The 25,484-nt window shown below is 70.3% G+C and carries 24 protein-coding genes; 12 read left to right on the forward strand and 12 right to left on the reverse strand.

All coding sequences use genetic code 11. The features are described 5' to 3' along the window. Positions 1 to 171: 171 nt before the first annotated feature. Positions 172 to 1,746: an AbgT family transporter gene (locus INP57_RS25410; protein ID WP_200072869.1), complete on the forward strand. Its 1,575-nt coding sequence runs from the start codon at positions 172 to 174 to the stop codon at positions 1,744 to 1,746. A gap of 65 nt (positions 1,747 to 1,811) precedes the next feature. Further along, the gene (locus INP57_RS25415) at positions 1,812 to 2,927 is read left to right on the forward strand and encodes an NAD/NADP octopine/nopaline dehydrogenase family protein (RefSeq protein ID WP_200072870.1); all 1,116 of its coding nucleotides are present in this window, start codon (positions 1,812 to 1,814) and stop codon (positions 2,925 to 2,927) included. Here the strand turns inward: INP57_RS25415 and prcB are convergent. The 3 genes from prcB to INP57_RS25430 all read right to left on the reverse strand — a co-directional run bounded on the left by prcB (position 2,896) and on the right by INP57_RS25430 (position 5,580). Next, positions 2,896 to 3,678, reverse strand: coding sequence for a proteasome subunit beta (gene prcB / locus INP57_RS25420; protein ID WP_200072871.1), 783 nt, complete (start codon positions 3,676 to 3,678; stop codon positions 2,896 to 2,898). The genes INP57_RS25415 and prcB overlap by 32 nt on opposite strands. 94 nt (positions 3,679 to 3,772) lie before the next feature. Beyond that, positions 3,773 to 4,399: a response regulator gene (locus INP57_RS25425; RefSeq protein WP_200072872.1), complete on the reverse strand. Its 627-nt coding sequence runs from the start codon at positions 4,397 to 4,399 to the stop codon at positions 3,773 to 3,775. Beyond that, positions 4,396 to 5,580, reverse strand: a complete 1,185-nt coding sequence (locus INP57_RS25430) for a sensor histidine kinase (protein WP_445326518.1) — start codon at positions 5,578 to 5,580, stop codon at positions 4,396 to 4,398. The genes INP57_RS25425 and INP57_RS25430 overlap by 4 nt, the downstream gene beginning before the upstream one ends. Before the next feature lie 195 nt (positions 5,581 to 5,775). On the opposite strand from INP57_RS25430, the gene INP57_RS25435 reads away from it, so the two are divergent. From INP57_RS25435 to INP57_RS25455, 5 genes are all read left to right on the forward strand, one after another. Then, positions 5,776 to 6,846 carry an ABC transporter permease gene (locus tag INP57_RS25435; protein WP_200072924.1) on the forward strand — a complete coding sequence of 357 codons (1,071 nt, stop codon included), beginning with the start codon at positions 5,776 to 5,778 and terminating at the stop codon, positions 6,844 to 6,846. Positions 6,847 to 6,881: 35 nt separating this feature from the next. Next, complete coding sequence (locus tag INP57_RS25440; RefSeq protein ID WP_200072873.1) at positions 6,882 to 7,583, forward strand: ABC transporter ATP-binding protein; 702 nt, start codon at positions 6,882 to 6,884, stop codon at positions 7,581 to 7,583. Positions 7,584 to 7,599: 16 nt separating this feature from the next. After that, complete coding sequence (locus INP57_RS25445; RefSeq protein ID WP_200072874.1) at positions 7,600 to 8,031, forward strand: DUF2871 domain-containing protein; 432 nt, start codon at positions 7,600 to 7,602, stop codon at positions 8,029 to 8,031. 80 nt (positions 8,032 to 8,111) lie between these two features. Continuing rightward, complete coding sequence (locus INP57_RS25450) at positions 8,112 to 8,414, forward strand: antibiotic biosynthesis monooxygenase family protein (RefSeq protein WP_200072875.1); 303 nt, start codon at positions 8,112 to 8,114, stop codon at positions 8,412 to 8,414. A gap of 217 nt (positions 8,415 to 8,631) precedes the next feature. Further along, positions 8,632 to 9,714, forward strand: coding sequence for a beta family protein (locus INP57_RS25455; RefSeq protein WP_200072876.1), 1,083 nt, complete (start codon positions 8,632 to 8,634; stop codon positions 9,712 to 9,714). Positions 9,715 to 9,920: 206 nt separating this feature from the next. Here INP57_RS25455 and INP57_RS25460 read toward each other — a convergent pair whose 3' ends face one another. After that, positions 9,921 to 12,281 (reverse strand): cytochrome P450/oxidoreductase, encoded by a 2,361-nt coding sequence (locus INP57_RS25460; RefSeq protein WP_200072877.1) that lies wholly within the window; start codon positions 12,279 to 12,281, stop codon positions 9,921 to 9,923. Positions 12,282 to 12,361: 80 nt separating this feature from the next. On the opposite strand from INP57_RS25460, the gene INP57_RS25465 reads away from it, so the two are divergent. After that, entirely contained in the window at positions 12,362 to 13,117 is a 756-nt protein-coding gene (locus INP57_RS25465) for an alpha/beta fold hydrolase (RefSeq protein WP_200072925.1), read from the forward strand. 61 nt (positions 13,118 to 13,178) lie between these two features. On the opposite strand, the gene INP57_RS25470 is transcribed toward INP57_RS25465, so the two are convergent. Further along, entirely contained in the window at positions 13,179 to 14,063 is an 885-nt protein-coding gene (locus tag INP57_RS25470; RefSeq protein WP_200072878.1) for a diacylglycerol kinase, read from the reverse strand. Next, complete coding sequence (locus tag INP57_RS25475) at positions 14,060 to 15,661, reverse strand: FAD-binding oxidoreductase (RefSeq protein WP_200072879.1); 1,602 nt, start codon at positions 15,659 to 15,661, stop codon at positions 14,060 to 14,062. Before INP57_RS25475 ends, INP57_RS25470 begins: the two co-directional genes overlap by 4 nt. A gap of 17 nt (positions 15,662 to 15,678) precedes the next feature. Here INP57_RS25475 and INP57_RS25480 point away from each other — a divergent pair, with 17 nt between their 5' ends. Both INP57_RS25480 and INP57_RS25485 read left to right on the forward strand, forming a co-directional pair. Next, positions 15,679 to 16,302 carry a TetR/AcrR family transcriptional regulator gene (locus INP57_RS25480; protein WP_200072880.1) on the forward strand — a complete coding sequence of 208 codons (624 nt, stop codon included), beginning with the start codon at positions 15,679 to 15,681 and terminating at the stop codon, positions 16,300 to 16,302. A 7-nt stretch (positions 16,303 to 16,309) separates the two neighbouring features. After that, a complete protein-coding gene (locus INP57_RS25485; protein WP_200072881.1) occupies positions 16,310 to 17,815 on the forward strand; it encodes a glycerol-3-phosphate dehydrogenase/oxidase in 1,506 nt (501 codons plus the stop codon). Between the two features lie 93 nt (positions 17,816 to 17,908). On the opposite strand, the gene INP57_RS25490 is transcribed toward INP57_RS25485, so the two are convergent. Both INP57_RS25490 and INP57_RS25495 read right to left on the reverse strand, forming a co-directional pair. Beyond that, positions 17,909 to 19,816 carry an FAD-dependent monooxygenase gene (locus INP57_RS25490; RefSeq protein WP_200072882.1) on the reverse strand — a complete coding sequence of 636 codons (1,908 nt, stop codon included), beginning with the start codon at positions 19,814 to 19,816 and terminating at the stop codon, positions 17,909 to 17,911. 138 nt (positions 19,817 to 19,954) lie between these two features. Beyond that, positions 19,955 to 20,863: a LysR family transcriptional regulator gene (locus tag INP57_RS25495; protein WP_200072883.1), complete on the reverse strand. Its 909-nt coding sequence runs from the start codon at positions 20,861 to 20,863 to the stop codon at positions 19,955 to 19,957. 73 nt (positions 20,864 to 20,936) lie between these two features. On the opposite strand from INP57_RS25495, the gene INP57_RS25500 reads away from it, so the two are divergent. Beyond that, positions 20,937 to 21,917, forward strand: a complete 981-nt coding sequence (locus INP57_RS25500; protein ID WP_200072884.1) for a DMT family transporter — start codon at positions 20,937 to 20,939, stop codon at positions 21,915 to 21,917. A 124-nt stretch (positions 21,918 to 22,041) separates the two neighbouring features. On the opposite strand, the gene INP57_RS25505 is transcribed toward INP57_RS25500, so the two are convergent. The 3 genes from INP57_RS25505 to INP57_RS25515 all read right to left on the reverse strand — a co-directional run bounded on the left by INP57_RS25505 (position 22,042) and on the right by INP57_RS25515 (position 24,003). After that, a complete protein-coding gene (locus INP57_RS25505; protein ID WP_200072885.1) occupies positions 22,042 to 22,701 on the reverse strand; it encodes a class I SAM-dependent DNA methyltransferase in 660 nt (219 codons plus the stop codon). An 80-nt stretch (positions 22,702 to 22,781) separates the two neighbouring features. Continuing rightward, on the reverse strand, positions 22,782 to 23,477 hold the full coding sequence (locus INP57_RS25510) for a hypothetical protein (RefSeq protein WP_200072886.1): 696 nt from the start codon (positions 23,475 to 23,477) through the stop codon (positions 22,782 to 22,784). A 61-nt stretch (positions 23,478 to 23,538) separates the two neighbouring features. Then, positions 23,539 to 24,003, reverse strand: a complete 465-nt coding sequence (locus tag INP57_RS25515; protein ID WP_200072887.1) for an NUDIX domain-containing protein — start codon at positions 24,001 to 24,003, stop codon at positions 23,539 to 23,541. A gap of 129 nt (positions 24,004 to 24,132) precedes the next feature. On the opposite strand from INP57_RS25515, the gene INP57_RS25520 reads away from it, so the two are divergent. Next, a complete protein-coding gene (locus tag INP57_RS25520) occupies positions 24,133 to 24,828 on the forward strand; it encodes a GNAT family N-acetyltransferase (RefSeq protein ID WP_200072888.1) in 696 nt (231 codons plus the stop codon). Positions 24,829 to 24,963: 135 nt separating this feature from the next. On the opposite strand, the gene INP57_RS25525 is transcribed toward INP57_RS25520, so the two are convergent. Then, on the reverse strand, positions 24,964 to 25,458 hold the full coding sequence (locus tag INP57_RS25525; RefSeq protein WP_200072889.1) for a hypothetical protein: 495 nt from the start codon (positions 25,456 to 25,458) through the stop codon (positions 24,964 to 24,966). Positions 25,459 to 25,484 lie beyond the last annotated feature (26 nt).

Here is a 25,484-nt window from a genome sequence, read left to right on the forward strand (position 1 = left end):
CTCCTACTGACTCCCCGCCCGATCAAGTCGGGTTGACGCACCTCGCGAGCCGACTCTAGCATCCGCCGTGAAATATCACGGTGTACATCACAGGGATCCACAACGCGGTGGTGCTCCCCCGGCCGGCGCTGTGGCGGTGGTTGCCCTGGCCGATCAGGGCTTGGAGAGATGATGCGAGTACCCGGCGATGTGCGATCCGGCGTCTGCACCAACCGCCTGTTCCGGGCGCTGAGCGCGCTCGAACGCGCGGGCAACAAGCTCCCGCACCCGTTCTGGCTGTTCGTCATCCTGTCCCTGGTCCTGGGTGCGGCGAGCGCAGCACTGTCCATGATGGACGTTCGGGTCACGCTGCCTTCGACCGGCGAGACGGCCGCGGTGCGCAACCTCTTCTCCGTGCACGGCGCGAAATTCGCCATCGAGTCGGCGTTGACCAACTACGCGGAGTTCCCGCCGCTGGCGACCATCGTCGTGGTGCTGCTCGGGGTGAGCGTCGCCGAACGCAGCGGGCTGCTCACCGCGCTGCTGCAAGGCACCGTGCGCCGATTACCGGTGGGATGGCTGACCTTCGCGATCGCGCTGTGCTCGATGATCGCCCACGTGATGAGCGATTCGGCGTACCTGATCATGATTCCGCTGGGTGCGCTCGCCTTCCGGACCGCCGGACGCAGCCCGGTGCTCGGGCTGATGGTCGCGTATGCGGCAACCGCGGTCGGCTTCAACTCCAGCCCGCTGGTCACCCCGCAGGACGCGATCCGATCCACGTTGTCGATGGCGGCGGCGCGGATCGTCGACCCGGGCTACACGATCACCCCGCTGGCGACCTACTACTTCACCGCGGTGTCCTCGATCGTGCTCTCGGCCGCGATCGCGCTGCTCGTCGACCGGGTGCTCGCGCATCGGCCCGAGTTCGGCGCGGACACCCTCGAACAGGATTTCCGCACCGCGGAGGGCTTGTTCAACAAGTCCACGGGCGCCGCACCCGAAGGCGAGATGTCGGCGACGCAGCTGCGAGCGCTGCGCACGACCGGTGCCGTGTTCCTGGTCTGCGCCGCGGGCATCGCCGCGATGCTGCTTCCCGGTTCCCCGTTCCGCGGCGAGGGCGGCAGCATCGTCGAGTCGCCGGTCGTCGAGAACGTCGCGGTGTTCATCTCGGTGGTCTTCGGCCTGCTGGGGATCGTCTACGGCCGCATCACCCGCACCATCCCGTCCTTGGGCGAGGTTCCGGCCGCGATGGCCGAGGGCGTGCGGTCCCTCGTGCCGGTGCTCGTGCTCTTCTTCGCCGTCGCGCAGTTCCTCGCGTATTTCGAATGGACCAACATCGGGTCGGTGATCAGCGTCAACGGCGCCGAGTTGCTGCGGTCGCTGCAGGTCCCGCACCTCGCGCTGCTGCTGATCATCGTGCTGAGCATCAGCTGCCTGAACATCTTGATCACCAGCGGCTCGGCGATGTGGTCGATCCTGGCGCCGGTCGTGATCCCGATGACGATGTACCTGGGCATGCGGCCGGAGGCGGCCATGGCCGCCTTCATGATCGGCGACTCGGTGACGAACTGCGTCACGCCGCTCAACGGCTACTTCGTGCTCGCGCTCGGATTCGTCCAGCAATTCCGCAAAGGCGCAGGTGTCGGCACCCTGCTGTCGTTCACGACACCCATCGCCGTCGTCGTGCTCGTGGTGTGGGGCGGGTTCTTCGCGCTCTGGTACGGAGCGGGAATTCCGCTCGGTCCCGGAGTCGGCATCCGCTAGCTCGTCCGCAGGTGCACGGACCCGGGCGGGACGCGCTCGGGAAGCTCTCTCGAAAGGAACCAGTGTTGGGAACGATCGCAATCGTCGGGGCGGGCAACGTCGGCCAGGCGATCGCCGGGCACATGGCGGTGCTGGAGCACGACGTCCGGCTGTTCTCGCCGTGGGAGGCGGATTTCGACGCCGTCCGCGCCGCCGGCGGGATCGAGCTGACCGGCGAGCTCACCGGGCACGGGCTGCCCGGTCTGCTGACCACGAACCTCGCAGCAGCCGTGCGCGGCGCGGACGTCGTGGTGGTGGCGGTACCCGCCTTCGCGCAGGCGAGCCTCTCGGAACAGCTCGCCGAGCTGCTGGAGCCCGGCCAGGTCGTCCTGTTCCAGCCCAGCACCCTCGGCAGCAGCCTCGAGCTGACCCGGCACTTCGCCCGCAGCGAGCGGAAACCGTGCCTGATCGCCGAGACCGCGACCAGCCTCTACACGTGCCGGCTGCGCGGTCCGGCGCAGGTGTACGTCGGCGCCATCAAGCAGTCGGTGCACCTCGCGAGCATCCCCGGCGCATCGGTCGACGCGGCGCGCGAGCGTCTCCGGCCCTACTTCGGCGACCGGTACGTCGGGGACGGCGACACGTTGTCGGTGGGACTGGCCAACTGCAACGCGATCTACCACGTCCCGCCGACGGTGCTGAACATCAAGACGGTGGAGGACGCCGCGGGCCTCGCCCAGCACACCCTGGTCACTCCGCGGGTCGCCGAGGTCATCCACGAGCTGGACCTGGAACGGCTCGCGCTGGCGCGAGAGCTCGGCGTGACCGCGGGCAGCTTCTGGGACTTCCTCGAAACTTCGTACGGGGTGACCGAGGGCAGTTACGTGGAGCGCATCGAGCAGGGATACGGACGGCAGGCCTTCCCCGAGCCGGATTCCCTCACGCACCGGTACTTCACCGAGGACATCCCGTTCGGACTGGTCATCTGGAATTCGCTGGCGCAGCAGATCGGCTTGTCGCTGCCGCTGACCGACTCGTTCGTCCGGCTCGGCAGCGTGCTGTGCGGTCGCGACTGGGTGGCCGAGGGGCGGACCGCGGATCTGCTGGGACTGCAAGGTGCCGATGCCGAGCGGATCAGAGCCGCGTTCCGCAACGGCGACCAGCAGGCCCTCAGACGGTCAAGTTCGGCAGGTGCGGAGTGATCTCGTCGGCCGGAACCTCTTCGTAGCCGTCTTCGGTGATCAGCGCGAGGGTGGGGTAGATGGCCCGGACGGAGTCCGGGCCTCCGGTGGCGCTGTCGTCGTCGGCCGCGTCGAACAAGGCTTGCAGCGCCACCTGGACGACGTTCGCCCGGTCCATCTCCGGGTCGTGCAGTTTCTTCAGCGCTCCCCTGGCGAAGAACCAGCCCGAACCGGCGCCGCCGTAGTACTTCTCCTCCGCCGGTGCGCCGGTGATGTCGAAGGTGTAGATCCGGGCCTGCTGCCGTATCCGGTCCCAGCCGGCGAACAACGGGGTGGCCACCAGGTTCAGCTCGAGCTGCGGCAGGTTCGCGCGGACCATGGCCGATACCCGGTTCACCTTGGCCGGGAAGCTGAGTTCGGCGTGTTCGATCTTCTCGAAGTGCTCCAGCTCCACCTGGAACAGCTGCACCATCTCCTTGCCCACTCCGACGGTGCCCGCGAAGGCGAGGCAGGACGCGTGATCGGCGGGTTCGAGCTTGCGGAGATCGCGCTGCGCGATGAGGTTGCCCATGGTGGCCCGGCGGTCACCGGCGACCAGCACACCGTCCCGGTAGCGCACCGCGAAGATGGTCGTGCCGTGCACCTGCTCGGCGCCGGGAGCCGCTTGCGGCAGCGCGTACGGCGCGCAGCCGCGCAGCAGTTCGGCGAACGAGGAGCTGCGATGTCCCCACACGGCTTCCACCGATCCCGGCACGGGCGACTGGGACGTCAAGTCATCGCTCCTTCCCATCGAACACGGCAAGATCACCGGTCGTAGCGTTCCAGATGCCGCACGCTCGCGCTAGCAGTCGTGGTCGTCGCGGGTCTCACCTGCGGATGAGCCCGCGCGCTTGCGCGGCGGCCAGGGCCGCGGTGCGGGATTCGACGCCGAGCTTGTCGTAGATGTGCACCAGGTGCGTCTTCACGGTGGCTTGGCTCAGGTACAGGCGGCGGCTGATCTCCGCATTCGACAAGCCGTCCGCGAGCAGCTGGAGCACGTCGAGTTCGCGGCGCGACAGCGACGTGCCGGGTCGCCGCATGCGGTGCACGAGCCGGTCGGCGACCGTCGGCGCGAGTGCCGAGCGGCCCGCCGCGGCGGCGCGCACGGCCGCGGTCAGCTCCTCCGGCGGGGCGTCCTTGAGCAGGTATCCGGTGGCGCCGGCTTCGATGGCGGCGAGGATGTCGGCGTCGGTGTCGTAGGTGGTCAGCACGAGCACCCGCGGCGGCTCCGGGCGGGCCGTGATCGCGGCGGTGGCGTCGCTGCCGTGCATTCCGGCGCCGAACCGCAGGTCCATCAGCACCACGTCGACCGTTGCGGCGAGTCCGATCGCGCGTTCGGCGTCGTCGGCCTCGGCGGTGACCTCGAAGTCGGGCTCGGTGTCCAGGACCGCGCGCAGGCCCGCCCGCACGACGGGGTGGTCGTCGGCCAGCAGCAGCCGGATCGGCTCGGTCACCGCGGCACCTCCTTGCGGCCCTGCAGCGGGAAAGCCGCGGCCAGTGCGGTCCCGCGACCCGGCTCGGATTCGACCGCCAGGGTGCCGCCGAGGTCCGCGGTGCGCGCACGCATCCCGGCCAGGCCGAACCCGGACTCAGCGGAAGCCGACTCGTCGGCCGCGGCCGCCGGGTCGAAACCGGTCCCGTCGTCGAGGACGTCGAGCGTGATCGAGTCGTCCATGTACGTGAGCGTGACCGCGACGTGCGTCGCTCGCGCGTGCGCGACGGTGTTGGCCACCGCGGATTGCGCGATGCGCAGCAGAGCCGCCTCGATCGGGGTGGCGACGGTGATCGGCGTGCCGCTGAGGTGGAACTCCACGGGCAGTCCTGCGCGCTCGGTGGTGTTCGCGCACAGCCGCCGCAACGCCGCGGGCAGCGGCTCGTCGTCGAGGGCCGGCGGGGTCAGGTCGTGCACGAAGCGGCGTGCTTCGGCGAGGTTGTCCTGCGCGGTCCGCCTGGCGCGGGTGACGTGCTCCGCGGCGGCGCCCTCCGGCAGCGAGCGTTCCGCGGCGCGCAGCAGCAGCTGGATGCTGGACAGGCCTTGGGCGAGGGTGTCGTGGATCTCGCGGGCCAGCCTCCCGCGCTCTTCGAGCACTCCCGCGGTTCGTTCGGCTTCGGCGAGGTCGTTGCGCGCGGTTTCCAGCTCGTCGAGCAGCCGCCGCCGATGCTCGCTCTCGCGGTACAACGCCTGGTAGGCCAGCACGGTGGCGACCGCGACGGCGGCACCGATGATCGGGCCGATCGCAGCCGCGGGGCTGAACCGGCCCGCGTGCCAGGCGAACCCGCCGATCGCGAGCAGGGTGCTCGCCGCGACCGCGCTCACCCCCGCGCGCAGCGGCAGCAGGTGCAGTTGCAGGAAGAACAGCGGGAACGCCAGCCACACGCCGTCCGGTGTCAGCGCGAGCAGCACCAGCCAGGCGATGACCAGCACGCCCAGCCACCCGGCGGCGGCGCGCGGTGAGCGGCGGATGCGCGGCAGCGCCGGGCCCGCCGCGTAGACCGCGCCCATCGCCACCGCCGCGAGGCTGATCGCCGTGGCGTAGGGCGCACCGCCCAGCGCGCCGCGCAGCGCGGCCAGCACGAGCAGGGCGGCCATCAGCAGGTGCAGGCACACCCGCAGGATCCGCAGCGGCCGGGTCAACGTTTCTGGATGCACAACACCCCCACCGTAGGCGCCGCGCGACCGGCGGCATCAACCGAAAGGTTGATTTCCGGCCGCACCTTCTGAACTGCGCGAACGATGCCCGCGTGCGATTGCCCGGCCCGCCCGGCTTGGAAGCGTGGTCGAGGCAATCGCACTACGCATCAGCGTCGTCCCGGAAGGTGGATGAAGATCGTGTTCGTGGCGTGGAGGGACCTGCGTTTCGCCAAGGGGCGATTCGCCCTCATGGGCACCGTCGTGGTGCTGATGACCTTGCTGGTCGGGATGCTGTCCGGGCTCACCGCGGGCCTGGGCAGGGAAAGCACCTCCGCCATCGCGGAGCTGCCCGCCGACCACATCGCTTTCTCGGCGCCCGCGCAGGGCGACGACCCGTCGTTCACCGAGTCAGCCGTCGCTGCACGGGACTGGCAGGAGTGGGCGGCGGTGCCCGGGGTGGATCGCGCCGATCCGGTGGGCATCACCACCGGCAAGGCCAACGCGGGTGACCGCGCGGCCGCGGCCTCGGTGCTCGGCGTGCAGCCCGGGGCTCCGGTGGCGCCGCAGGAGATCGCGCCGGGATCGGCGGTGCTGTCCGCGGGCGCGGCCGAGGATCTCGACGCGCGTCCCGGCGACGAAGTAGCTCTCAACGGCCAGCGGCTGCGGGTCAGCGGTCTCGCCGGAGACGCATCGTTCAGCCACACGCCGGTGATCTGGACCGGCCTCGCCGATTGGCAACGCCTCGCGCCCGGCGGTTCCGGCGAGCACGCCACCGTCGTCGCGCTGAGCACCAGCGGCCAGGTTCCGCTGGCGGCGACCGACGCCCGGCTGGGCACCCACACCCTGTCGCGTTCGGATTCGCTGGCGGCGATCGGGTCCTACTCCTCGGAGAACGCTTCGCTGCAGACGATGCAGGCGTTCCTGTTCGCGATCGCCGCGTTGGTGGTGGGCGCGTTCTTCACCGTCTGGACCATCCAGCGCAGCCGCGACGTCGCGGTGCTCAAGGCACTCGGCGCGACCACCGGCTATCTGCTGCGCGACGCGCTGGGCCAGGCCTTGATCCTGCTGGTCGGCGGCACGGCGCTGGGCACCGCGATCGCCGCCGGTCTCGGAGCGCTGGCCGCGGGAACCGTGCCGTTCGTGCTCGACGCGGGAACCGTGCTGCTGCCCGCCGTGGTGATGATCGTGCTCGGCGCGCTCGGCGCCGCCCTCTCGCTGCGCCGCATCACCGCGGTCGACCCGCTCATCGCGCTCGGCGCTTCCCGCTGACCCGCGCATCCCGACCTCCGAGGAGATCTCAGACCATGAGCCTGCACCTTTCCGGCATCACCCTGACCTACCCCGACGGCGACGGGTACATCACCGCGCTGGACCGGGTTTCCCTCGACGTGCCCAGCGGCACCGTCACTGCCGTGGCCGGGCCGTCCGGTTCCGGCAAGTCGAGCCTGCTGGCCGTCGCCGCCACCCTGATCACGCCGGACTCCGGCTCGGTCGTCATCGACGGCACCGCCGCCACCGGTCTCGGCGCGGCCGGGCGCGCGGCGCTGCGGCGCGGCCGCATCGGGATGATCTTCCAGCAGCCGAACCTGCTGGACTCGCTCACCGCCGCCGAGCAGATCGAGGTGATGGCGCACCTCGACAGCCGCTCCCCGCGCGCCGCGCGGGGGCACGCCCGCGAACTGCTCGACGCGGTCGGGCTGGCCGACCACGCGCACCGCCGTCCGCACCAGCTCTCCGGTGGGCAGCGCCAGCGGGTCAACATCGCGCGAGCCCTGGCCAACGACCCGGCGGTGCTGCTGGTCGACGAGCCCACCAGCGCGCTCGACCACGAACGCGGAGCGGCCGTGATCGAGCTGCTGTTCGAGCTGACCCACCGCACCGGAGCCGCGACCGTGCTCGTCACCCACGACCGGGCGTGCCTGGGCGAGGTCGACGACCTCGTGGAGGTGGTCGACGGGCGCGTGTTCGCCCCGGAAACGGCCACGACGGCCCTGCACACTCGCTGAACATCCGGGAAACGAGATGAAGAAATCCTACTACGCCGCACTCACCTACATGATCCTCGGTCTGGTGGCCGGGGTGTACTACCGCGAAATCGCCAAGGCGCACGGATTCACCGGGGAAACTCAGCTCAGTGTGGTGCACACGCATCTGCTCGCGCTGGGAATGCTGTTCTTCCTCATCGTGCTGGTGCTGGAACGGACGTTCCGACTCAGCGCGAACCGGTGGTTCGCCCCGTTCTTCTGGTTCTACAACGCGGGGCTGGTCGTCACGACCGGTGTTCTGGTCTACCACGGCACGTCGACCGTTCTCGGCGGGACGACCGGTGCGGCCGTGTCCGGAATCGCCGGGCTCGGGCACATCCTGCTGACCGCGGGCCTGGTGTTCCTGTTCATCAACTTGCACGGCCGCGCGATCGGCGGACGGGCCGAGTCCGCGTCGACGCCCGGGTGACCCGGCCACGCGAATTCCCAATCGGCGACTCAGCACGATCAGACCGGCATATTTCCCCACTCCCGCAAAGGAGAATGACGATGTTCTACGCCACCAACCGGCTGCACGTGCCGCCGGACAAAGCGCAGGATTTCGAGGAGCAGTTCACCGGCAACATGCGCAAATACCTGCCCGGAGTTCCGGGCCTGCGGCGCAGCACCCTGCTGCGCCCAGCCGCCGCCGGCGAGCCATACCTCTCGATCAACGAATTCGACACCGAAGCGCATTTCCGCGCCTGGGTCGATTCCGATTCGTTCAAGCAGGCGCACGCCCGCAACAGCGGCATGGTCCGGAACATCACCTCGAACCAGGTGGAGACCTTCGAGTCCGTCGAGGTGCTCTGAGTCCGCGGGGCCGCCCCGATCCGAAACGGGGCGGCCCGCCGCTGAGGCACGGCATCATTGCGCACCGGCGCTGCGCACCCGAACCCGACGACCACTCGTTCAGTCGCTGGTCACCGACGTCCACCGACTGCAATTCTGCGGAAGACCCGACAACGAACCACCCGCGGAACCGCACGGGCGATCGGGGCCCGGCGTCGGCGTTGGGGGTGCTTGCCGCGTGCCGAGACCTGCCACCAGGCCGGTGCTCGCGATCAAGAGCAAGTCGGGCGAGCTGGAGGCCGTGTCCAACGAACCCGCCACGCACGTCCAGGTCATGATCGAACTCCTGCCGGGCGTGCTGCCGGAGGCCCCGATCGGCAAGCAGGTCCTGAACGTCGCCGTGGACGCGGTCGCGGAGGGCAACCCGGTATGGCTCGACACCACCTGGCTGCCCGCCGGTAATGCCGCCGCGAGCACGCCCGCCCCGGTGCTCACCGATTTCGACGGCGTTCTCGACGAGATCATCCAAGAGATGATTCCGGGCCACGACGAGCCGATCCTGCTCCCGGTCGTCGCGGCCGATGCCGACGACCGGCGACTCCGCGCGATGCGCGAGTTCCTCCAGCACAAACCCCGTCCCGTGGTGGTGCGCGCGCGCCGCGCAGCGTCGGCCGACGTCGAACCGTGGGCGCGGATCGAGCGAATCGCCACCGCGCTGCGAATCGGGGTGGAGGACCTGCACCTGGTCTTCGACGAGGGCTACCTGCCATCCGTCCCGGACCACCGCGTCGAGGCCCTGGGCAAGAACATCACCGGATTGAACGCTCGCCACGGCTGCGCGTCGATCACCGTGCTGGGCGGCTCGATCCCGAAGGAGCGAACCGGCTTCGACACGCGCACCCGCGAACGAACCGAGATCCGGCTTTGGAAGAACGCACGGGCCGACTGCGACGGCTCCCTGCGCTACGGCGACTACGGCGTCGTCCACCCCGTCCCGCGGTCGAAGAAGAAGGGCTCGGGCGCCCCGAACCCCTACCTGCACTACACCGTCCCCGGAGGCGTTCTCTCGTTCGCACGCCACGTCCCGGACCGCAACGGCCGCGCCTTGCCGACCGGCGCTGCCGAGCGGTTCTTCCGGGATGTCGCCGAAGAACTCGTGCGGCGGCCGGAATTCGCCGGGCCGAGCTTCTCCTGGGGCGACGAGAAGCTGTACTCCTGCCGGGAGGACCCGGCCATCCCGATCGGCCGTGCGGACAAGTGGATCGCGCTGGCCACCTCGCATCACCTGGCGCACCTGTCCAGGGACATGGACGCGAGCTGAACCGCGTCCGCTGCGCGGAGCTATCGCTGCGCACCGCTGACATGCAATGCCGAAATGCAGCGCGGTATACAGCCGTGCTCCGGCTGCCCCGGTAGGTCGCGGGTCTGCGCAGCGGCGCGATGAACACCCGCACTGAACCGGCCGAGATCATCGACACCGGGCCGCTGGTCGTGCTCGCCGCGAGGGGCTTGGAAAGCCGCGAGCTCTCACAGTTCGAGGGTCAGCTTCGCGCCGCGGGCCCGTGAGCAGCACGTCATCATCTTGTCGTTGCGGCGGCGTTCGGTCCGGGTGAGCACGTGGTCGCGGTGATCGACCTCGCCGTCGCGGACCGAAACCTCGCAGGTGCCGCACAAGCCCTGCTCGCAATCGCTGGGTACGTCGACATCGGCTTCGCGCAGCGCGGCGAGCACCGAGCGATCGGCGGCCACTCGGACGGTGCGGCCGGATTCCGCGAGTTCGACGTCGAAGGCGTGCTCGTGGGCGGGATCGAGCGCACCCCGATCGGCCTCGAACCGCTCCACGCGCAAAGCGTTCTGCGGCCAACGGGCGGTCGCCGTTTCGAGCGCGGCGAGCAGCCGTTGCGGGCCGCAAGCGTAGATCTGGGTGTCCTCGCGCGGATCGGCGAGCAGTTCGTCGACGTTCAACCGCCCGCCCTGGTCCGAGCAGTGCACGGTGAGCCGATTCCCGTGATCGCGGATGAGCCGGGCCAGCAGCACCATGGCACCGGCTGATCTGCCGCAGTAGTGGATTTCGTAGTCGCTGCCCGCGCGCAGCGCCGCATCGGCCATCGCGATGATCGGCGTGATGCCGATGCCTCCCGCGATGAACACGTAGTGCCCGGCATCCGGTTCGAGCTTGAAGTTGTTGCGGGGGCCGCGCAGGTTCAGCTGGTCGCCGACGCGGAGCCGGTCGTGGACGTACTCCGATCCTCCGCGGCCGCCGGGTTCGCGGAAAACCGCGATCTGGTACCGCGTGCGGTCCGCGGGATCGCCGCACAACGAGTACTGCCGGGACATCCCGTTCAGCTCGATGTCCACATGCGCGCCGGGTGACCACGAAGGCAGCGGTTCCGCCCTGGTGTCGACGAGCGTGATCCGCGCGATGCCCGCGGCGGCTTGCTCGATCGATTCCACCTCGACGGGCCGCGTGATGGTGCGCCGGGGCGGTTCGCCGATCGTCACCGGCCGCGAATTGCGGGCCGTGCCGGGATTCGCGCGCTCGGGGTTGTCTCGCGGATCCCACCGCACCCGGACGTGCTCCGGACCGCGGAAGGAGGTGTTGGGCAGGTAGTGGAACCGCTGATCGGGAACGAGTTCCAGGTGCGGCAGCCGGGTGGTGATCTCCTCCAGGAAGATCTGCAGTTCCATCCGGGCGAGGTTCTTGCCCATGCACTGGTGGCTGCCGTAGCCGAAGGTGAGGTGATCTCGCGCGTTCTCCCGCCGGATGTCCACCTCGTCGGGGTCGTGGAAGTGCCGCTCGTCGTGGTTGGCCGAGGAGTTGACGATCAGCAGCTTGGCGCCTTCGGGAACGGTCACGTCGCCGATCCGGGTCCGCGCGGTCGTGATGCGGCGCCAGGCGGCGACCGAACCGGAATGGCGCAGGCATTCCTCCACGGTGTTCGGGATGAGCGCGGGGTCGGCGCAGATCTCCCGCCACGCGCCGCGGTTTTCCAGCAGCAGCCGGAACGCGTTCGCCGCGGCGTGCGCGGTGGTCTCGTGCGCGGCGACGATCCCGGCCATCATGATCGAGTGCAGGTAGGAGTCGGTGATGACCTCGGGCAGCCGCCGCTGCATCCGAATGGCGTAGGGCATCCATCCCGGTCCGGACGGGTCCTTGCGCAGCTTCTCCAGCACCTCGCCCGCGTACTGCCAGAACTTGCCGACCGTGTCGGCCACCGCGACCTGCTGCTCGGGAGTGGGCCGTCCCCAGGTGTTGACGGTGTGCGCCACGGAGTACTCGCGGAGCTTGTCCATGTCCTCCTCGGGCACGCCGAGAAAGTGCAACGCGACCGTCAGCGGAACCTCGTAGAGCAGTTCGTCGACCAGGTCCGCCTCGCCGGTGTCGATGAAGCGGTCGACGCGCTCGCGGACCAGGCGGCGCACCACGGGCTCTTGCTGAGCCAGCGCGGCTGCGGTGAACGGCTCCATCAGCGCCCGGCGACGCGGCATGTGCGCCGGTTCGTCCTCGTTCACCAGCGTGCGGGCCATGGCGTAGTCGTGGCGGCGCAGCACCTCGGTGGCTTCCGCGGAGACCGGCGTGATCTTCTCCAGCGCGATCGACGGGGAGAACCGGATGTTGTCCTGGAAGATCGCCTTGACGTCCGCGTAGCGGGTGACCACCCAATAGCCCAGAACAGGGCTGTAGAACACCGGCTCTTCGGCGCGCGACCAGCGCAGCGATCCCGGCGGGTCCTGCTGGTAGTCCTCGCCGAACGGGTCGAACGAGCGCGCCTGCGCGGAGCAGCCGTCCTCCGGCGGCACCGGTGGTGGCTGCGCGAACGGGCACTGGGTGGCGGTCCGGCCGTCCGTTCCGCCGTTTTCGCTGGGGCTGGATTCATCGATCTGCATGTCTTCAACACCTATCCAGCGGATGTGCGCACGGCAACAATTGTATGGACCGGGACGCACATGGAGGTGCCGTGGACGAAATGTCTCAGGATTCCGGCAACGACGGGCGCGCCGTCATCGGACTGCACGGGTGGTTCGGGTCGGCGACCGCGTGGCAGCCGCTGGCGGCCCACTTGGAGAACTCGCAGTTCGGTTACCACTTCATGGACTTCCGCGGGTACGGCTCACGGGCCGGTGCGTCCGGCCGCTTCACCATCGCGGAAGCGGCCGCGGACGTGCTGGAGTTCGCCGACGAGCTCGGGCTGGAACGCTTCTGCCTGCTCGGCCACTCCATGGGTGGCAGCGTGATGCAGCGGGTCTACGCCGACGCGCCGGAGCGGGTCCGCGCCATGTTCGGCATCTCGCCGGTTCCGGCGAGCGGCATACCGTTCGACGACGCCACGTGGGAACTGTTCCGTTCGGCCGCGGACAGCGCGGAGGTGCGGCGCCAGATCATCGACTTCACCACCGGCGGCAGGCTCGAACCGCGGCAGCTGGACGCCATGGTCGAGCACTCGGTGCGCAACAGCGAAGTCCCGGCGGTGTCCGCTTATCTGGAAGCTTGGGCCAGCACCGACTTCCACTCCGAGATCAACGGCGCCCGGGTGCCCGTAAAGGTGCTCATCGGCCGCAACGATCCTGCCGTGCACGCCGAGCTGATCCGGTCCACGTTCGGGCAGTGGTACCCGCACTTCGACCTGATCGAGTTCGCGGACGCGGGCCACTACGCCGCCGAGGAGGTTCCCGAGCGGACCGCGGAAGTCATCGAGGAATTCCTGCGGGACGCGGCCGGGTGAAGCCGCACCGGCAAGCTCGGTGCGGCACCGCCTGGCCGGAAACCGTTCATGCGCAACGAATTCACTCCGGCACCGGCACGATCGCGCGGGCGGCCGCGGGCACGCATTCGCAGGTTACCGGCAGCGGCGCGAACGGTTCACCGTCGGCGTGACCGACGATGTCCGTAGTGGACACTCGCACGCGGACGGCGCGATAAGTCGTCACCTGCGGGTGCTCGACGTGTTCTCCGGTGTAGATCGCAGGCAGCAGGCGCACGAGCTCGGTGAGCCGCCGATGCTCGATGACGGTGACGTCGAGCAAGCCGTCGGTTTGGTCCGCGTGCGGGCAGATCCGCATCCCGCCGCCGTAGGTCGCACCGTTGCCGACCGCCACCAGCATCGCGGGCACCGCCATCCGCCGGTCGTCCAGTTCGAGCACGTAGTCGCGGGGGCGCAGCGCGATGAGTTCGATCAGCACCGCGAGGTTGTAGCGCAGCTTGCCGCGCGGCCACCGCAGCCGGTTGGTGCGTTCGGTGACCTTGGCGTCGAAACCGCCCGCGAGAACGGTGCCGAACCAGCGGTCCCCGGCTCGTCCCAGATCGATCGGGCGCACCGCGCCGGTCGCCACCACCCGGGCGGCGGCGACGGGGTCGTGCCGCGGAATTCCCAGCATCCGCGCGTGGTCGTTGCCGGTTCCCGCCGGGATCACTCCGAACGGCGTGGAAGTTCCCGCCACCGCCTGCAATGCGATGTTGACGAGTCCGTCACCGCCGCACGCCACGAGTGCGCCGGTGCCCGCGGCGACGGCCCGGTGCGCCAGCGCCGCGGACTCGGCCGCGTCCTTGCCCATCAGCGTGGTCACCGCAATCCCGCGGGCACGCAGGTACCGCAGTGCCCGCAGTGCTGCGGCCGCACCGCGGGATCGCCCGGAGTTCGGATTGACCAGCAGGCTGACGTCGCTGATCACGGGATCAGCTTGCCGGGGTTGAGCACACCGGATGGGTCCACAGTGGACTTCACGGCACGCAGCACTTCCAGGCCGAGTTCGCCGACCTCGTCGGCCATCCATTCCCGGTGGTCCAGCCCCACCGCGTGGTGGTGGGTGATGGTGGCCGACGAGGCGCTCATGGCATCGCTCGCCGCGCGTTTGGCCTGGCGCCACTGGGCAACCGGGTCCTCTCCACGCGCGCAGGCGACCGTGAAGTACAGCGAGGCACCGGTCGAGTACACGTGCGAGACGTGGCACATGATCATCGGCGGCGTGCCCTGGGCTTGCAGCGATTCGGTCAGCGCGTCGCGCACGGCCGCATAGGTGGCGCCGAGGTTGGACCAGCTGGTCGCGGTCTCCAGCGTTTCCGCCAGTGCGTTGACGTCGAGCAGCGCATCCCGCAAGTACGGACCGTGGTAGCGGCCGCGCGCCCAATCCTCGGCGGGTTTCGGGCCCAGCGACGTGCCACCGGCCCGCGCCAGCAGCTCCGCGGCCCGCTCGTGCGCGCCGGGCTGGGCGCCTTCGTGGCGGGTCACCAGCAGGCACCCACCGGAAGGGCTGCCCTCGCCGACATCGTGCGCCAGCGCGAGGTTCAGCATCGTCTCGGTCTCGTCGGACAGCCGGGCGACGGTCGGCAGCGCGCCTTCCTGGGCCAGCGTGCGCAGCGCCCGCGCGCCGGTGTCGAAGTCCGGGAACGACCAGGCCTCGGACCGGACCTCCTGCGGTTTCGGCCGCACCCGCACGGTCACCTCGGTGATCGTGCCGAACGCCCCTTCCGAACCGAGGAACAGCTGCCGCAGGTCCGGCCCCGCGGCCGAGGCGGGCGCGCGGCCGAGGTCGAGCGTGCCGCGCGGTGTCGCGACCCGCAGCCGCACCACCATGCCGTCGAACCGGCCGTAACCCGCGGAAGCCTGGCCGGACGAGCGGGTGGCCGCGAAGCCGCCGATGCTGGCGTGCTCGAAGCTCTGCGGGAAATGGCCCAGCGTGTAGCCCTGCGCGCCGAGCAGCTCCTCGGCTTCCGGGCCCCGCAGCCCGGCCTGCAACGTGGCCGTCTGCGACTCGGTGTCGAGCTCGACGAGCTCGTCGAGGTGGCGCAGGTCCAGCGCGACGACCGAGCCGAAGCCGCCGCCGTCCGGCTCGAGACCACCGACCACGCTCGTCCCGCCGCCGAACGGGATCACCGCGACCCGCTGCGCGGCGCAGGTTTCCAGGACCGCGCAGACCTCGTCGTGCGTGCCGGGGAACAGGATCGCGTCGGGGACGGACTCCAAGTCCCCGGCGCGCCGCCGCAGCAGATCCGGTGTGCTCTTGCCGCCCGCGTGCAGCAGCCGGGTGTCGTCGTCGGTGCGGACCCGGTCCGCGCCCACGATCTCCGCCAGCGCGCCGCGGGCTTCAGCAGGCAGCGCGCAGGGCCGCAGGCTGATGTCCGCGCGGTCCACGGACTGCGTGTCGCGATGCGTGATCCCGAGGCCCTGCTCGACCAAGGTGCGCACGTCGGCGGACAGGGGGCTGGCGGCATCGGCGGTGCCCCAGGCGTTCCAGACGGAGTCCGGGGTGCGGTGCTCGGGTTTCGTCATGCGTTACAGTTTTACACATGACGTCAAATCGTAACGACGGCGTCGACGACGGGGACGCCAAGGACTGGGTCGCCAAGGACTGGGCCACCAACGACCGGGCCATCCTGGACGCCGCGGCCCAGACCGTCCTCGCGGTCGGCATGCGCCGCACCACGCTGGCCGAAGTCGCCCGCAGGGCGGGGGTGAGCCGCCCGACGGTGTACCGGCGCTGGGCCGATGTGCGGACGCTGACCGCCGATCTGCTCACCCGGGAACTCGTCGCCCTGCTGCCTGCCGAGGGCACCGACGGCGAGCGTGCTCTCGGCATCGACCGGATCGTGCGGACCACCGCCGCGGCGCGCACCCACCCGCTGTTCCGCAAGATCCTGGAAACCGATCCCGAGCTGCTGATCACCTACGTCTTCGACCGGCTCGGGGCCAGCCAGCACCGCATCCTCGAGCTGCTGACCTCGGCGATCCGGCAGGGCCAGCAGGACGGCACGATCCGGGACGGCGACCCGGACGAACTCGCCGCCATGGTCCTGCTGGTGATCCAGTCCGCGGTGCTCTCGGCCCGCATCGTGGCCGACCCGCTGCCCCCCGAACGTCTCGACGCCCAGTTGCGCGCCTTGCTGGAGTCCTACCTTCGTCCCGAGGAGTGAGTTCCGGATGTCCTCGTTGAACGCCCACCGCCGCGCCCGCGACCTGGCCGAGCTGGCCGAGCAGGGCTCGGTCGACGTGCTGGTCGTCGGAGGCGGTGCGACCGGCGCGGGCGTCGCGCTCGACGCGGCGTCCCGCGGCCTGAGCGTGGCGCTGGCCGAGAAGCACGACCTGGCCTTCGGCACCAGCCGGTGGAGCTCGAAGCTGGTGCACGGCGGCCTGCGGTACTTGGCTTCCGGCAACGTCGGGATCGCCTACGAAAGCGCCGTCGAGCGGCGGATCCTGATGGAGCGCACCGCGCCGCACCTGGTGCGTGCGCTGCCGCAGCTCGTACCGCTGATTCCCGGTGTCGCGGCGAAGCAGGCGGCGCTCACCGGGCTCGGGTTCCTGGCGGGCGATCTGCTCCGCCGCGGCTCCGGCACGTCGAGCGCGACGCTGCCCGCGCCGCGGCGCGCGTCCGGAGCCGAGGTGCGGCGGATGGTGCCCACCGTCCGGCCCGACCGGCTGCGGGGCGGGCTGCTGTCCTGGGACGGGCAGCTCTGCGACGACGCCCGGCTGGTCGTCGGGCTCGCGCGCACCGCAGCGGCCTACGGTGCGCGGGTGCTCACCCGCTGCGCAGCCGAGCAGGTCACCGGTGACGGTGCGGTGCTGCGCGATCGGCGCACCGGCGAGACGACGCAGCTCAAGGCGCGCGCGGTGATCAACGCGGCCGGCGTGTGGACCGGCGAGGTCGCGCCCGAGCTGCGATTGCGCCCGAGCAGGGGTACCCACCTCGTGGTGCCCGACTCGGCGTTCGGCGGCCTGGACGCGGGGCTGACGGTGCCGGTGCCCGGGACCACGAACCGCTTCGTGTTCGCCCTGCCCGCCGGTTCCGGCAGGGTCTACGTCGGGCTCACCGACGAGGAGCAGAACGGTCCGATCCCGGACGTTCCCAGCTCCTCCCCGCACGAGGTCGAGTTCCTGCTCGACACGATCAACTCCGCGCTGGCCCGGCCGATCCGCGAAACCGACGTGCTGGGCACCTACTCCGGGCTGCGTCCGCTGCTGGACAGCGGCGGCGAGGGCGAGAGCTCGGACCTCTCCCGCGACCACGCGGTGCTGACCGGGTCGAACGGGACGATCAGCGTGGTGGGCGGCAAGCTGACGACCTACCGGAAGATGGCGCAGGACGCCGTCGACGCCGCGCAGCTGCCCGCTCGGCCGTGCCGCACCCGGAACCTGCCGCTCATCGGCGCGGCGACGCCCGCAGGTCTGTCCAGAGTGGACGCTTCGCCGCGGTTGATCGCCCGCTACGGCACGGAAGCGCCTGCGGTCGTCGCGGAGGCGGAAGGTGACGCGCGGTTGCTCGAACCCGTCGACGGGCTCGACGTCACGCCCGCCGAACTGCGCTACGCCGTGCGGCACGAGGGCGCGCTCGACGCCGCGGACCTCCTCGACCGGCGGACCCGGATCGGGCTGGTCGAGGCGGACCGGGCGCGAGCGGTGCCTGCGGCGGAGGAAGCGCTCGCCGAGTAGCGGCAGTGCGCGGTGCCGGTTGCTCAGGAACTCGCCGCAAGCTAGCGGCACCGCTCCGGGAAAACCCGGAAAACCGCGCCGCACGAGCGGAAATCAGGTGCTGCGTCCGGCCTCGACCAGTGATCCGCGGAGGAACTCGACCAGTTCTTGGTGCGCGTCGAGCGGCAGCACGTTCGCGACGTACTGGTCCGGCCGGACGAGCACGACGGCCCCGCGTTCCCGGTCCACGCCGCGCAGCTCGAAGATGTCGGCAGCCGGATCGGGGCAGAAGACCTTCTCGTAGTCGACGAGCCCGAACGGCCCCTTCCGCGGCAGCAGGACCGGCGGCAGGTCCGCCACGGTGACATCGCGATGCCCCTGTTGGAGCACCGCCCGGACGTCGATCACCGAGTCGGGCTCGGCGCCGGGCGGGGTGAACCGGGCGATCGGCGAGTTCTCCGCGGCCAGAAACCCGGTCAGGGCGCGGAATCGGGAGCCGGACCCGCCCGGGTGCGCGCGATCCGCGAACACGTAGGCGCGCCAGGCGCCGTCCGCGCGGGCCGCGTGGCCGAGGTGCATCGGCTTCGCGTCCGCCAGCCGCACGACCGGCGCGGAATGCAACCGCGTCCCGATCCGGAAGCCGTCGGCCAAGTCCTGATGAGCGGGTAGCGCGGTGAGCACGGACGGCTCGTAGCGCACCGCGACCCCGGCGGTGAACCGGCCCTGCTCGCGGAAGTAGCGCTGGAACCGCGCCGGATCGGCGTCCTGCCCGTCCGGCCGGGCGCTGAACAGCGCGGCGAACTCGCGGTCGAAATCGATGAGTTCCTGCGCGACCTGTTGGCGCTCCTCGGAGTAGGTGCGCAACACCTCGGGGCGCGAGGTCCCGCGCAGCACGGTCGCGAGTTTCCACCCGAGGTTCCAGGCGTCGGCCATCGAGACGTTCATGCCCTGCCCGGCCTTCGCGCTGTGCGTGTGGCAGGCGTCGCCCGCGATGAAAACCCGGGGCAGCCTGTCGTCGTCCGCCTCGTCGGGGACGTCGTCGAAGCGGTCGCAGAGGCGCTGTCCGACCTCGTAGACCGCCCACCAACCCACGTGCTGCACGTCGAGGGTGTACGGGTGCAGGATCCGATTCGCCACCGCGGCGAGCTTTTCCGGCGTCACACTGCGATTTCGCAGCATCTCGGCGTCGCGGTCGTTGTCCAGCTCGATGTAGAGCCGCACGAGGTGGCCGCCTTCGCGCGGGATGACCAGGATGCCGCCCTCCCGCGAGTTGATCACGGATTTCAGCCGGATGTCCGGGAAATCGGTGACGGCGAGAACGTCCAGCACGCCCCAAACCTGGTTCGTCGCATCGCCTTCGAGGCTGCGGCCGATGGCCTGCCTGGTGGCGCTGCGCGAACCGTCGCAACCGACGACGTAGCGGGCGTTGATCGTCGAGGTCTCGCCGGTCGGTTCGGCGCCTTCGACGTGCTGCAGCGTGACCGCGACCGGGTGCTCGGCGGAGGCGTCGACCTGCACGTCGCCGGCGTGCAGGCCGTGGAACGGCTCGGCGCGGGTGGCGCTGCGGCGCATGTGCTCGCGCAGGTAGGTCAGCATCCGCGCCTGGTTGACGATCATGTGCGGCATCTCGGAGAGGTCGTCCTCGACGTCTTCGACCCGCCCGGTGCGCGTGATCGATGCGCCGTCGGCCGGATCGGGCCGCCAGAAGGTCACCTCGTTGACCTGGTAGCCCTCGTGGATGAGCCGGTCGGCCAACCCGAACGCCTCGAAGATCTCCACCGTGCGGCACGCGACGCCGTCGGCCTGGCCGACCTCGAGCGGCCCGTCCCGCCGGTCGACGAGCACGGTGTGGATCTCGGGGAACTCGGCGAGCTGGGCCGCCAGCAGCAGCCCGGCCGGGCCGGCACCGATGATCACGACGTCGGCCGTGTCCGGCAGGCCCGCCGGACGTTCGGACAGCGCCGGGTGGGGTTCCGCGACGAACGGATCCCCGGGCTTGTAGCCGTTGAGGTAGAACTGCACTGAACTGGCTCCTCCGCGCATCGGACTCCCCGCCGTCCAAGGTGGACGGCGCCGGGCCCGCGGGCTGACAACCTCCATCGTGCGTCCGCTACGCCCTGCCGGAACAGGTTGTTCTGCCATGGAGAACCCTTCGGCGCATCACGGACGCCGCCCGGGAACCTCCTCGGCGACCTCGTGCAGCGCGGCCGCCAGCGCTCCCACTCCCGGCGGGACGGCGCCTTCCCGCGTGGCGAACGCGATGGTGCGGGTCAGCGCCGGGGTGACCGGAACGAGGCGCACACCGGGATAGCCCTCCACCGCGGGCCGCGGTACCAGCGTGACGGCCAGCCCGCCCGCGACCAGCGTCATCTGCGTCTGGAAGTCGTCCACGACGAACCTGACCTCCGGTTCGATGCCGCAGCGCCGCATGGCTTGGTTCTGCGCGTCGTGGTGGTCGGTGCCGGGTCTGCACGCCGTCCACACCTCGTCGTGCAGCTGATCGAGGGCGACTGTCTCGCAATCGGCCAAGGGGTGCTGCGCGCTCACGGCCAAGTGCACGTCGTGCACCACGAGCGGCTCCATCCGGACGCGCGGCGGCACCCGCACTTGCAGCGTGGACCAGTTCTCCACGAGCACGACGTCGAGCTCGCGGCTGCGCAGCAGCGGGACCATGTCGACCGCCTCGCCGCTGCGCGCGCTCGGCGCCAGTTCCGGGTGCCGCTCGGCGACCAGCCGCAACGCCGGGCCGAGCAGCAGGCCGAACGTGCTGTTGATGGCTCCGATCCGCAACGGACCCACCACGCGGCCGTGCAACGTGGCCAGCGAGTGCTCGGTCTCGCTGACGGTGCGCGCGACGCGCTGCGCCGCCTCGGCCGCGAGGTGACCGGCCGCGGTCAGCCGCACGCCGCGGCCGTCCGGTTCGAGCAGCACGGATCGGGTCTCGCGCTCCAGCTTGCGGATCTGCTGCGTGACGGCGGGACCGGTGACGTGCAGGGTCGCCGCGGCCGCTCCGATCGAGCCGTGCTCGGCGATCGCGGCCAGGACGCGGAGCCGCTCCCAGTTCAACATGTAACCCAAACTAATCGAATACCGGCACAAAGACTAAGTTGTGCTGCGCTGACTGCGTCGTCAGGGTGGAAGCGTGACTGTGCACGAGGGGAAGACGTCTGCCGCAAGCCCGAACCGCGTTCCCGCGTTGTGGGTCGCGCTCGGAGCCGCGTCGCTGTCGGTGTCGGCGGTGCTGATCACGCTCGCCGACGTCTCGGCGCCGACCGCCGCGTTCTACCGGTGCGCGCTCGCGCTGATCCCGCTCGCTCCGTTCGTGCTCCGCGATGTCCTGCGGCACGGGTTCCCGGAGCTGCCCGTCGTGGGCATGGCGCTGCTGGGCGGGTCGTTCCTCGGGATCGACTACCTGATGTGGAACGTGAGCATCGCCGATGTCGGTGCGGGCATCGCCACCGTGCTGGTCAACATGCAGGTGGTGCTGTTCCCCCTGGTCATGTGGGCGGTCGCCGGGGTGCGGCCGGCACGGCGGTTCGTCGCGGCGATCCCGATCCTGCTGGTGGGGGTGGCGCTGGCGGGCGGCGTCGTCGGGCCCGGGCCTGCGGGTGGCAACGCGGTGCGCGGCACGCTGCTGTCGCTGGCGGCCGCGCTCGCCTACTCCGGTTACCTCTACTTCGGCCAGCGCTGCGGGGTGCGGGCACCTCGGCACTTCGCGACTCCCGTCTTCCTGGCGACGGCAGCGGCGGCGGTGATGTCCGGTGTCGTCGGCACCGCCACCTCCGGGATCGCGTTCGACCTCGGCCCGGAGTCGTGGTTGTGCCTCGCGCTGGTCGCCCTGTTCGGCCAGGCGATCGGCTGGCTGCTCGTCGGCTACGGCCTGCCGCGGCTCGCTCCGGCGCTGTCGTCGACCCTGCTGCTGTTGCAGCCGATCGGCGCGGCGCTGCTCGGAGCCGTCGTGCTGGACGAGGTCCCGACCGCGACGCAGCTCGCGGGATGCGCGGCGGTCCTGGTCACGGTGTGGGTCACCGCGCTCGGCGGATCGCGCGCCGCGGCCAGGCGGCGGGCGCGGAAACCGGAAGCCGCGCGCGAGGAAGCGGTTCAGGAGTCCTCCTGCGGCTAGGGCCTGCAGGACGAAGATCGGCAGCGCATCTCGCTCGGCCGAACGGATTTCCGCGCCACCGCGCCTGTTCCGCCGACCGCGCCCCGCTGGGAAGGTCGACGGTTGGAGAGATCACGAACACGTCCTAGTCGCGCCTGCAACGCAGATAGTGCTGCATCTCCGGCTCGGCCCCGGTGCTCGTGTCGGTGGGCTGGTAGGCGACCACGTGGTCTTCGAGGATGGTGAACCCCGCTGGCTCGAGCATCCGGCTCAGCTCCTGCCGCGGGTAGCCCGAGACGCGGATTTCGCTGCCGAGGAACGAAGCCTGCTGGTAGTCCTGATCCATCTCGACCATGGACAGCGCCAGCAGCCCGCCGGGGACGAGCAGGCGGCCCAAGGTGGCCAGCATTTCGGCGATCTCCGCGCGCGAGAGCATCAGCAGCGAGAAGAAGGCGGTCGCCGCGTCGAACCGGCCCAGCCCGTCCGCACCGTCCGGTCGCAGCGTCAGCATGTCCCGCCGATGCAGGTCGGCTTCGGGAACGTTGCCGCGGGCCAGCCGCAACATCTCCGCGGAGATGTCGACTCCCGTGACGTCGAAGCCGGCGTCCACGAGCTGAGCCGCCGTGGGAAGCCCGGTACCGCAGCCGAGGTCCAGCACCCGCGCCCGCTGCGGTAATGCGCCCGCCAGCCACTCCCCTGCGGCCAGCTGCGCCTCCCGCTGCCCGAAGGCCGCGTCGTAGGCATCGCCGATGGTGTCGAACGCCGCCGCTTGCTCGCGGCGGCTGCTCTCCGCGAAGTCCCGCACGGATTTCCCCCTCTGGATCGGTTTTTCCTGCCGGTGACCGTCCGTTGCGGACAGCCGGAAGCTCGATCAGCTCGCGAGCCTCAGCAACCGTGCAGGGCGGCGGCAGGCAGGTGCCGTCCGGCGAGGAACTCGACGATCTCCCGCGCCAGCGGTTCCTTCTCCTTGAGGTAGGCCAGCACGACGTCGTCGGAGGGAGAGCTGAAGCTATCGCCGAACATGGCGTTCTCCTCCAATGATTTCGTGGTCAGGCCCAGCTGCATCAGCCGGTATTTGACCAGGTCCTCCGAGCTGGCGTACTCGTAGATCGGACTGTAGCCGGTCATCCCGTAGGAAGCGGTGAAGTTCTCGAAGAAGACCCGCGCCACGTCCCGCTGCTCGGCGAGATCCTGCTGGTAGCGGGCGATCCCGTCGTTCATCACCGTGATGTCGTTGCGCCTGCAGTAATCCACGGCGTGCACGTACATCGCGAGCTTGTCGCCGAGCAGGATCAGGTTCTTGCGATGGGTGAGGATGTCGTCTTCGAGGTTGGCCAGCGCGATGCTGCGCAGGCTTCCGCTGATGTCCTCGACGGCGACCTCGCGCACGAGGTCACCGAAGCGCCCGCGCAGCTCGTCGACGCGGAGTTGGAACAGCGCGGTACCCGGGTGCCCGCTGGTGACGTTGAACAGGTGCACGGGGATGCCCTGCAGCATGAGCGATGCGGCGACCAAGGTGCTGTCCCGGCCGCCGCTGAACAGGACGAGCTGGGCGGCGTGCGGATCAGGGCTGGTGCTCATTCGTGCCTCCTCGGCGGTGGTTGGTTCGAGCCTGCCGGCTCGGCGACGTCCGCAGGTGGGGTCAGTGGAGGTCACCCAGGTACACGGCGTCCGCGGCGCGCATCGGCACGTGTTCGCGCAGGTGGTCGGCGAGACCGCTGGGATAGAGCGAATCGGGGTCGAGATCGGCCACCGGGAGCCACGCCAGGGATCGCTGGTCGGTGTCCGGTCGTTCGGGCGTGGGAGCAGCGGCCCGGGCCTCCTGCCGCGCGACCAGGAAGATGGCGTGCAGCTGCTGATCAGGGCGCTTGTTGCGGAGGTGGGAGTGGCGCTCGGGCAGGAACTCCCAAACGTGCCACAACGGACCCACGACGATCGGCAGCCCGGTCTCCTCGCGGAACTCCCGCCGTGCGGCCTCGTCCAGTCGTTCGCCCCGCCGCTGCTTGCCGCCCGGGAGCACGTACCAGGTCCCGAACTCGCGGTTGCGGTTCTCTATCAATAGGCAGTTTCCGGATTCCACCAGCAGACCGCGTGCGCAAACAGTCATCGCCATTCGATGGACCAAACCGTCGCACCCCTCCGCGCCAGGTCTTCCGCAATACCGGAAGTGTCCATCGCTGGACATCGCACCGGGAGAGGCCGGCGGCGCAATTCACCCGCACGGACGTACACGCGCTTGCGGACCGGCGAAGTATTCTGCACCGGAAATTCATTCCAGCGGCCGGAGACAGCGGCGAAAAGCACTGCTGACGCGTCCGGCGCCGGCCACCTGCACTTGCGGCTCGAAACGAAAATGTTGGGCGACATGTCATATTCTCGGGATTCACTGACCGTTTGCAAATCTGCGCCCCACCATCTGCGCGGCCTGGTCGAACTGCGTCAGGACGGCGCACACCGCCTGCAGCGGCGGGGATTCGACGACTGGTCCCACTGGGACGTCGCATCGGCGACCGAAGCCGACCACGAGGCCGGAGGTCTTTACGTGGTAGTCGCCGGAACGGAGGTGGCGGCCGGCATCCGCGTCAGCGGCGAGGGGCACCCGGATCTCTGGTTCGACCACGAGCGCCGCGAGAAGTCCGTCTACGCCGACCGGTTCGTCGTCAAACGCCGTTACGGCGCAACAGGTCTGGGCCGGTTGCTGCTGGATTGGATGGCGGACCGCGGCGCGCGCGAAGAACTGGCGTGGATCCGCGGCGACACCTGGGCCGACCACCGGGCGCTCCAGCGGTACTATCTGCGCCTGGGATTCCGGCACGTCCGGACCGCGCTGCTGCCGGACACCGGCGAGGTGTGGCTGGCTCAGCTGCCTACCGGCGCGAGCCAGGTCCGGCTGCACGATGCCCACAGCGGCCCGCTGCTGCCTGCCCGCTGATCGCCGCGGACGGGGAAGCAGCACGCGAGTTCTGCGAAGAACCCGATGCGCCGATCACGTTCTTCTATCTACAGTGGACCGAGGCGGCACAGATTCCTCTGTAGACTTGTGCGCGCCATGTCGGGTCGGCCGCTGCTAGTCCGCTGCCGAACCGGTTCCCGCTCCCGAACCGATTCCCAGTGCCGGAACCGGTGCTGCCCCGACGGACCGCTGCGGTGGTAGCGCCACGGCGTGCGGCCCGATCCGGATCTCGGTGGCCACACCGGCATCGTCGGCAAGCACGGCGCTGAAGGCGACCGCGTAGGCATCGGCGACCAGCAAGGAGTGCGCCTTTTCCGCAGCGTCCCCGGCAGGCGCCAGGTCGGCCGCCGTAACCGTGATCGGCACCAGCACGCCGGTGCGGGACTCGGTGATCGCGGCCCGCCCGGTGCTGTGCAGCCAGGCCGCCACCGGCGAAGCGAGCGGCTCGACGTGCACCGCGATGCTGCCGCTGCGGCCGGTGTGCCGGGCCGACGACCGCAGGGCCAGCTGACGGGCCGCCGACTGCCCGGCGGCGTGCGCGCCCGCGATGAGCGCCTGCCATTCGTCGCAGGGTTGGAACATGTCCGGTTCGTCGTCGTTCGTACTCATTACCGCCACCAAGGCTGGTCGAGGCG

The sequence above is a fragment of the Saccharopolyspora galaxeae genome (assembly GCF_016526145.1).
GTDB classification, from domain to species: domain Bacteria; phylum Actinomycetota; class Actinomycetes; order Mycobacteriales; family Pseudonocardiaceae; genus Saccharopolyspora_C; species Saccharopolyspora_C galaxeae.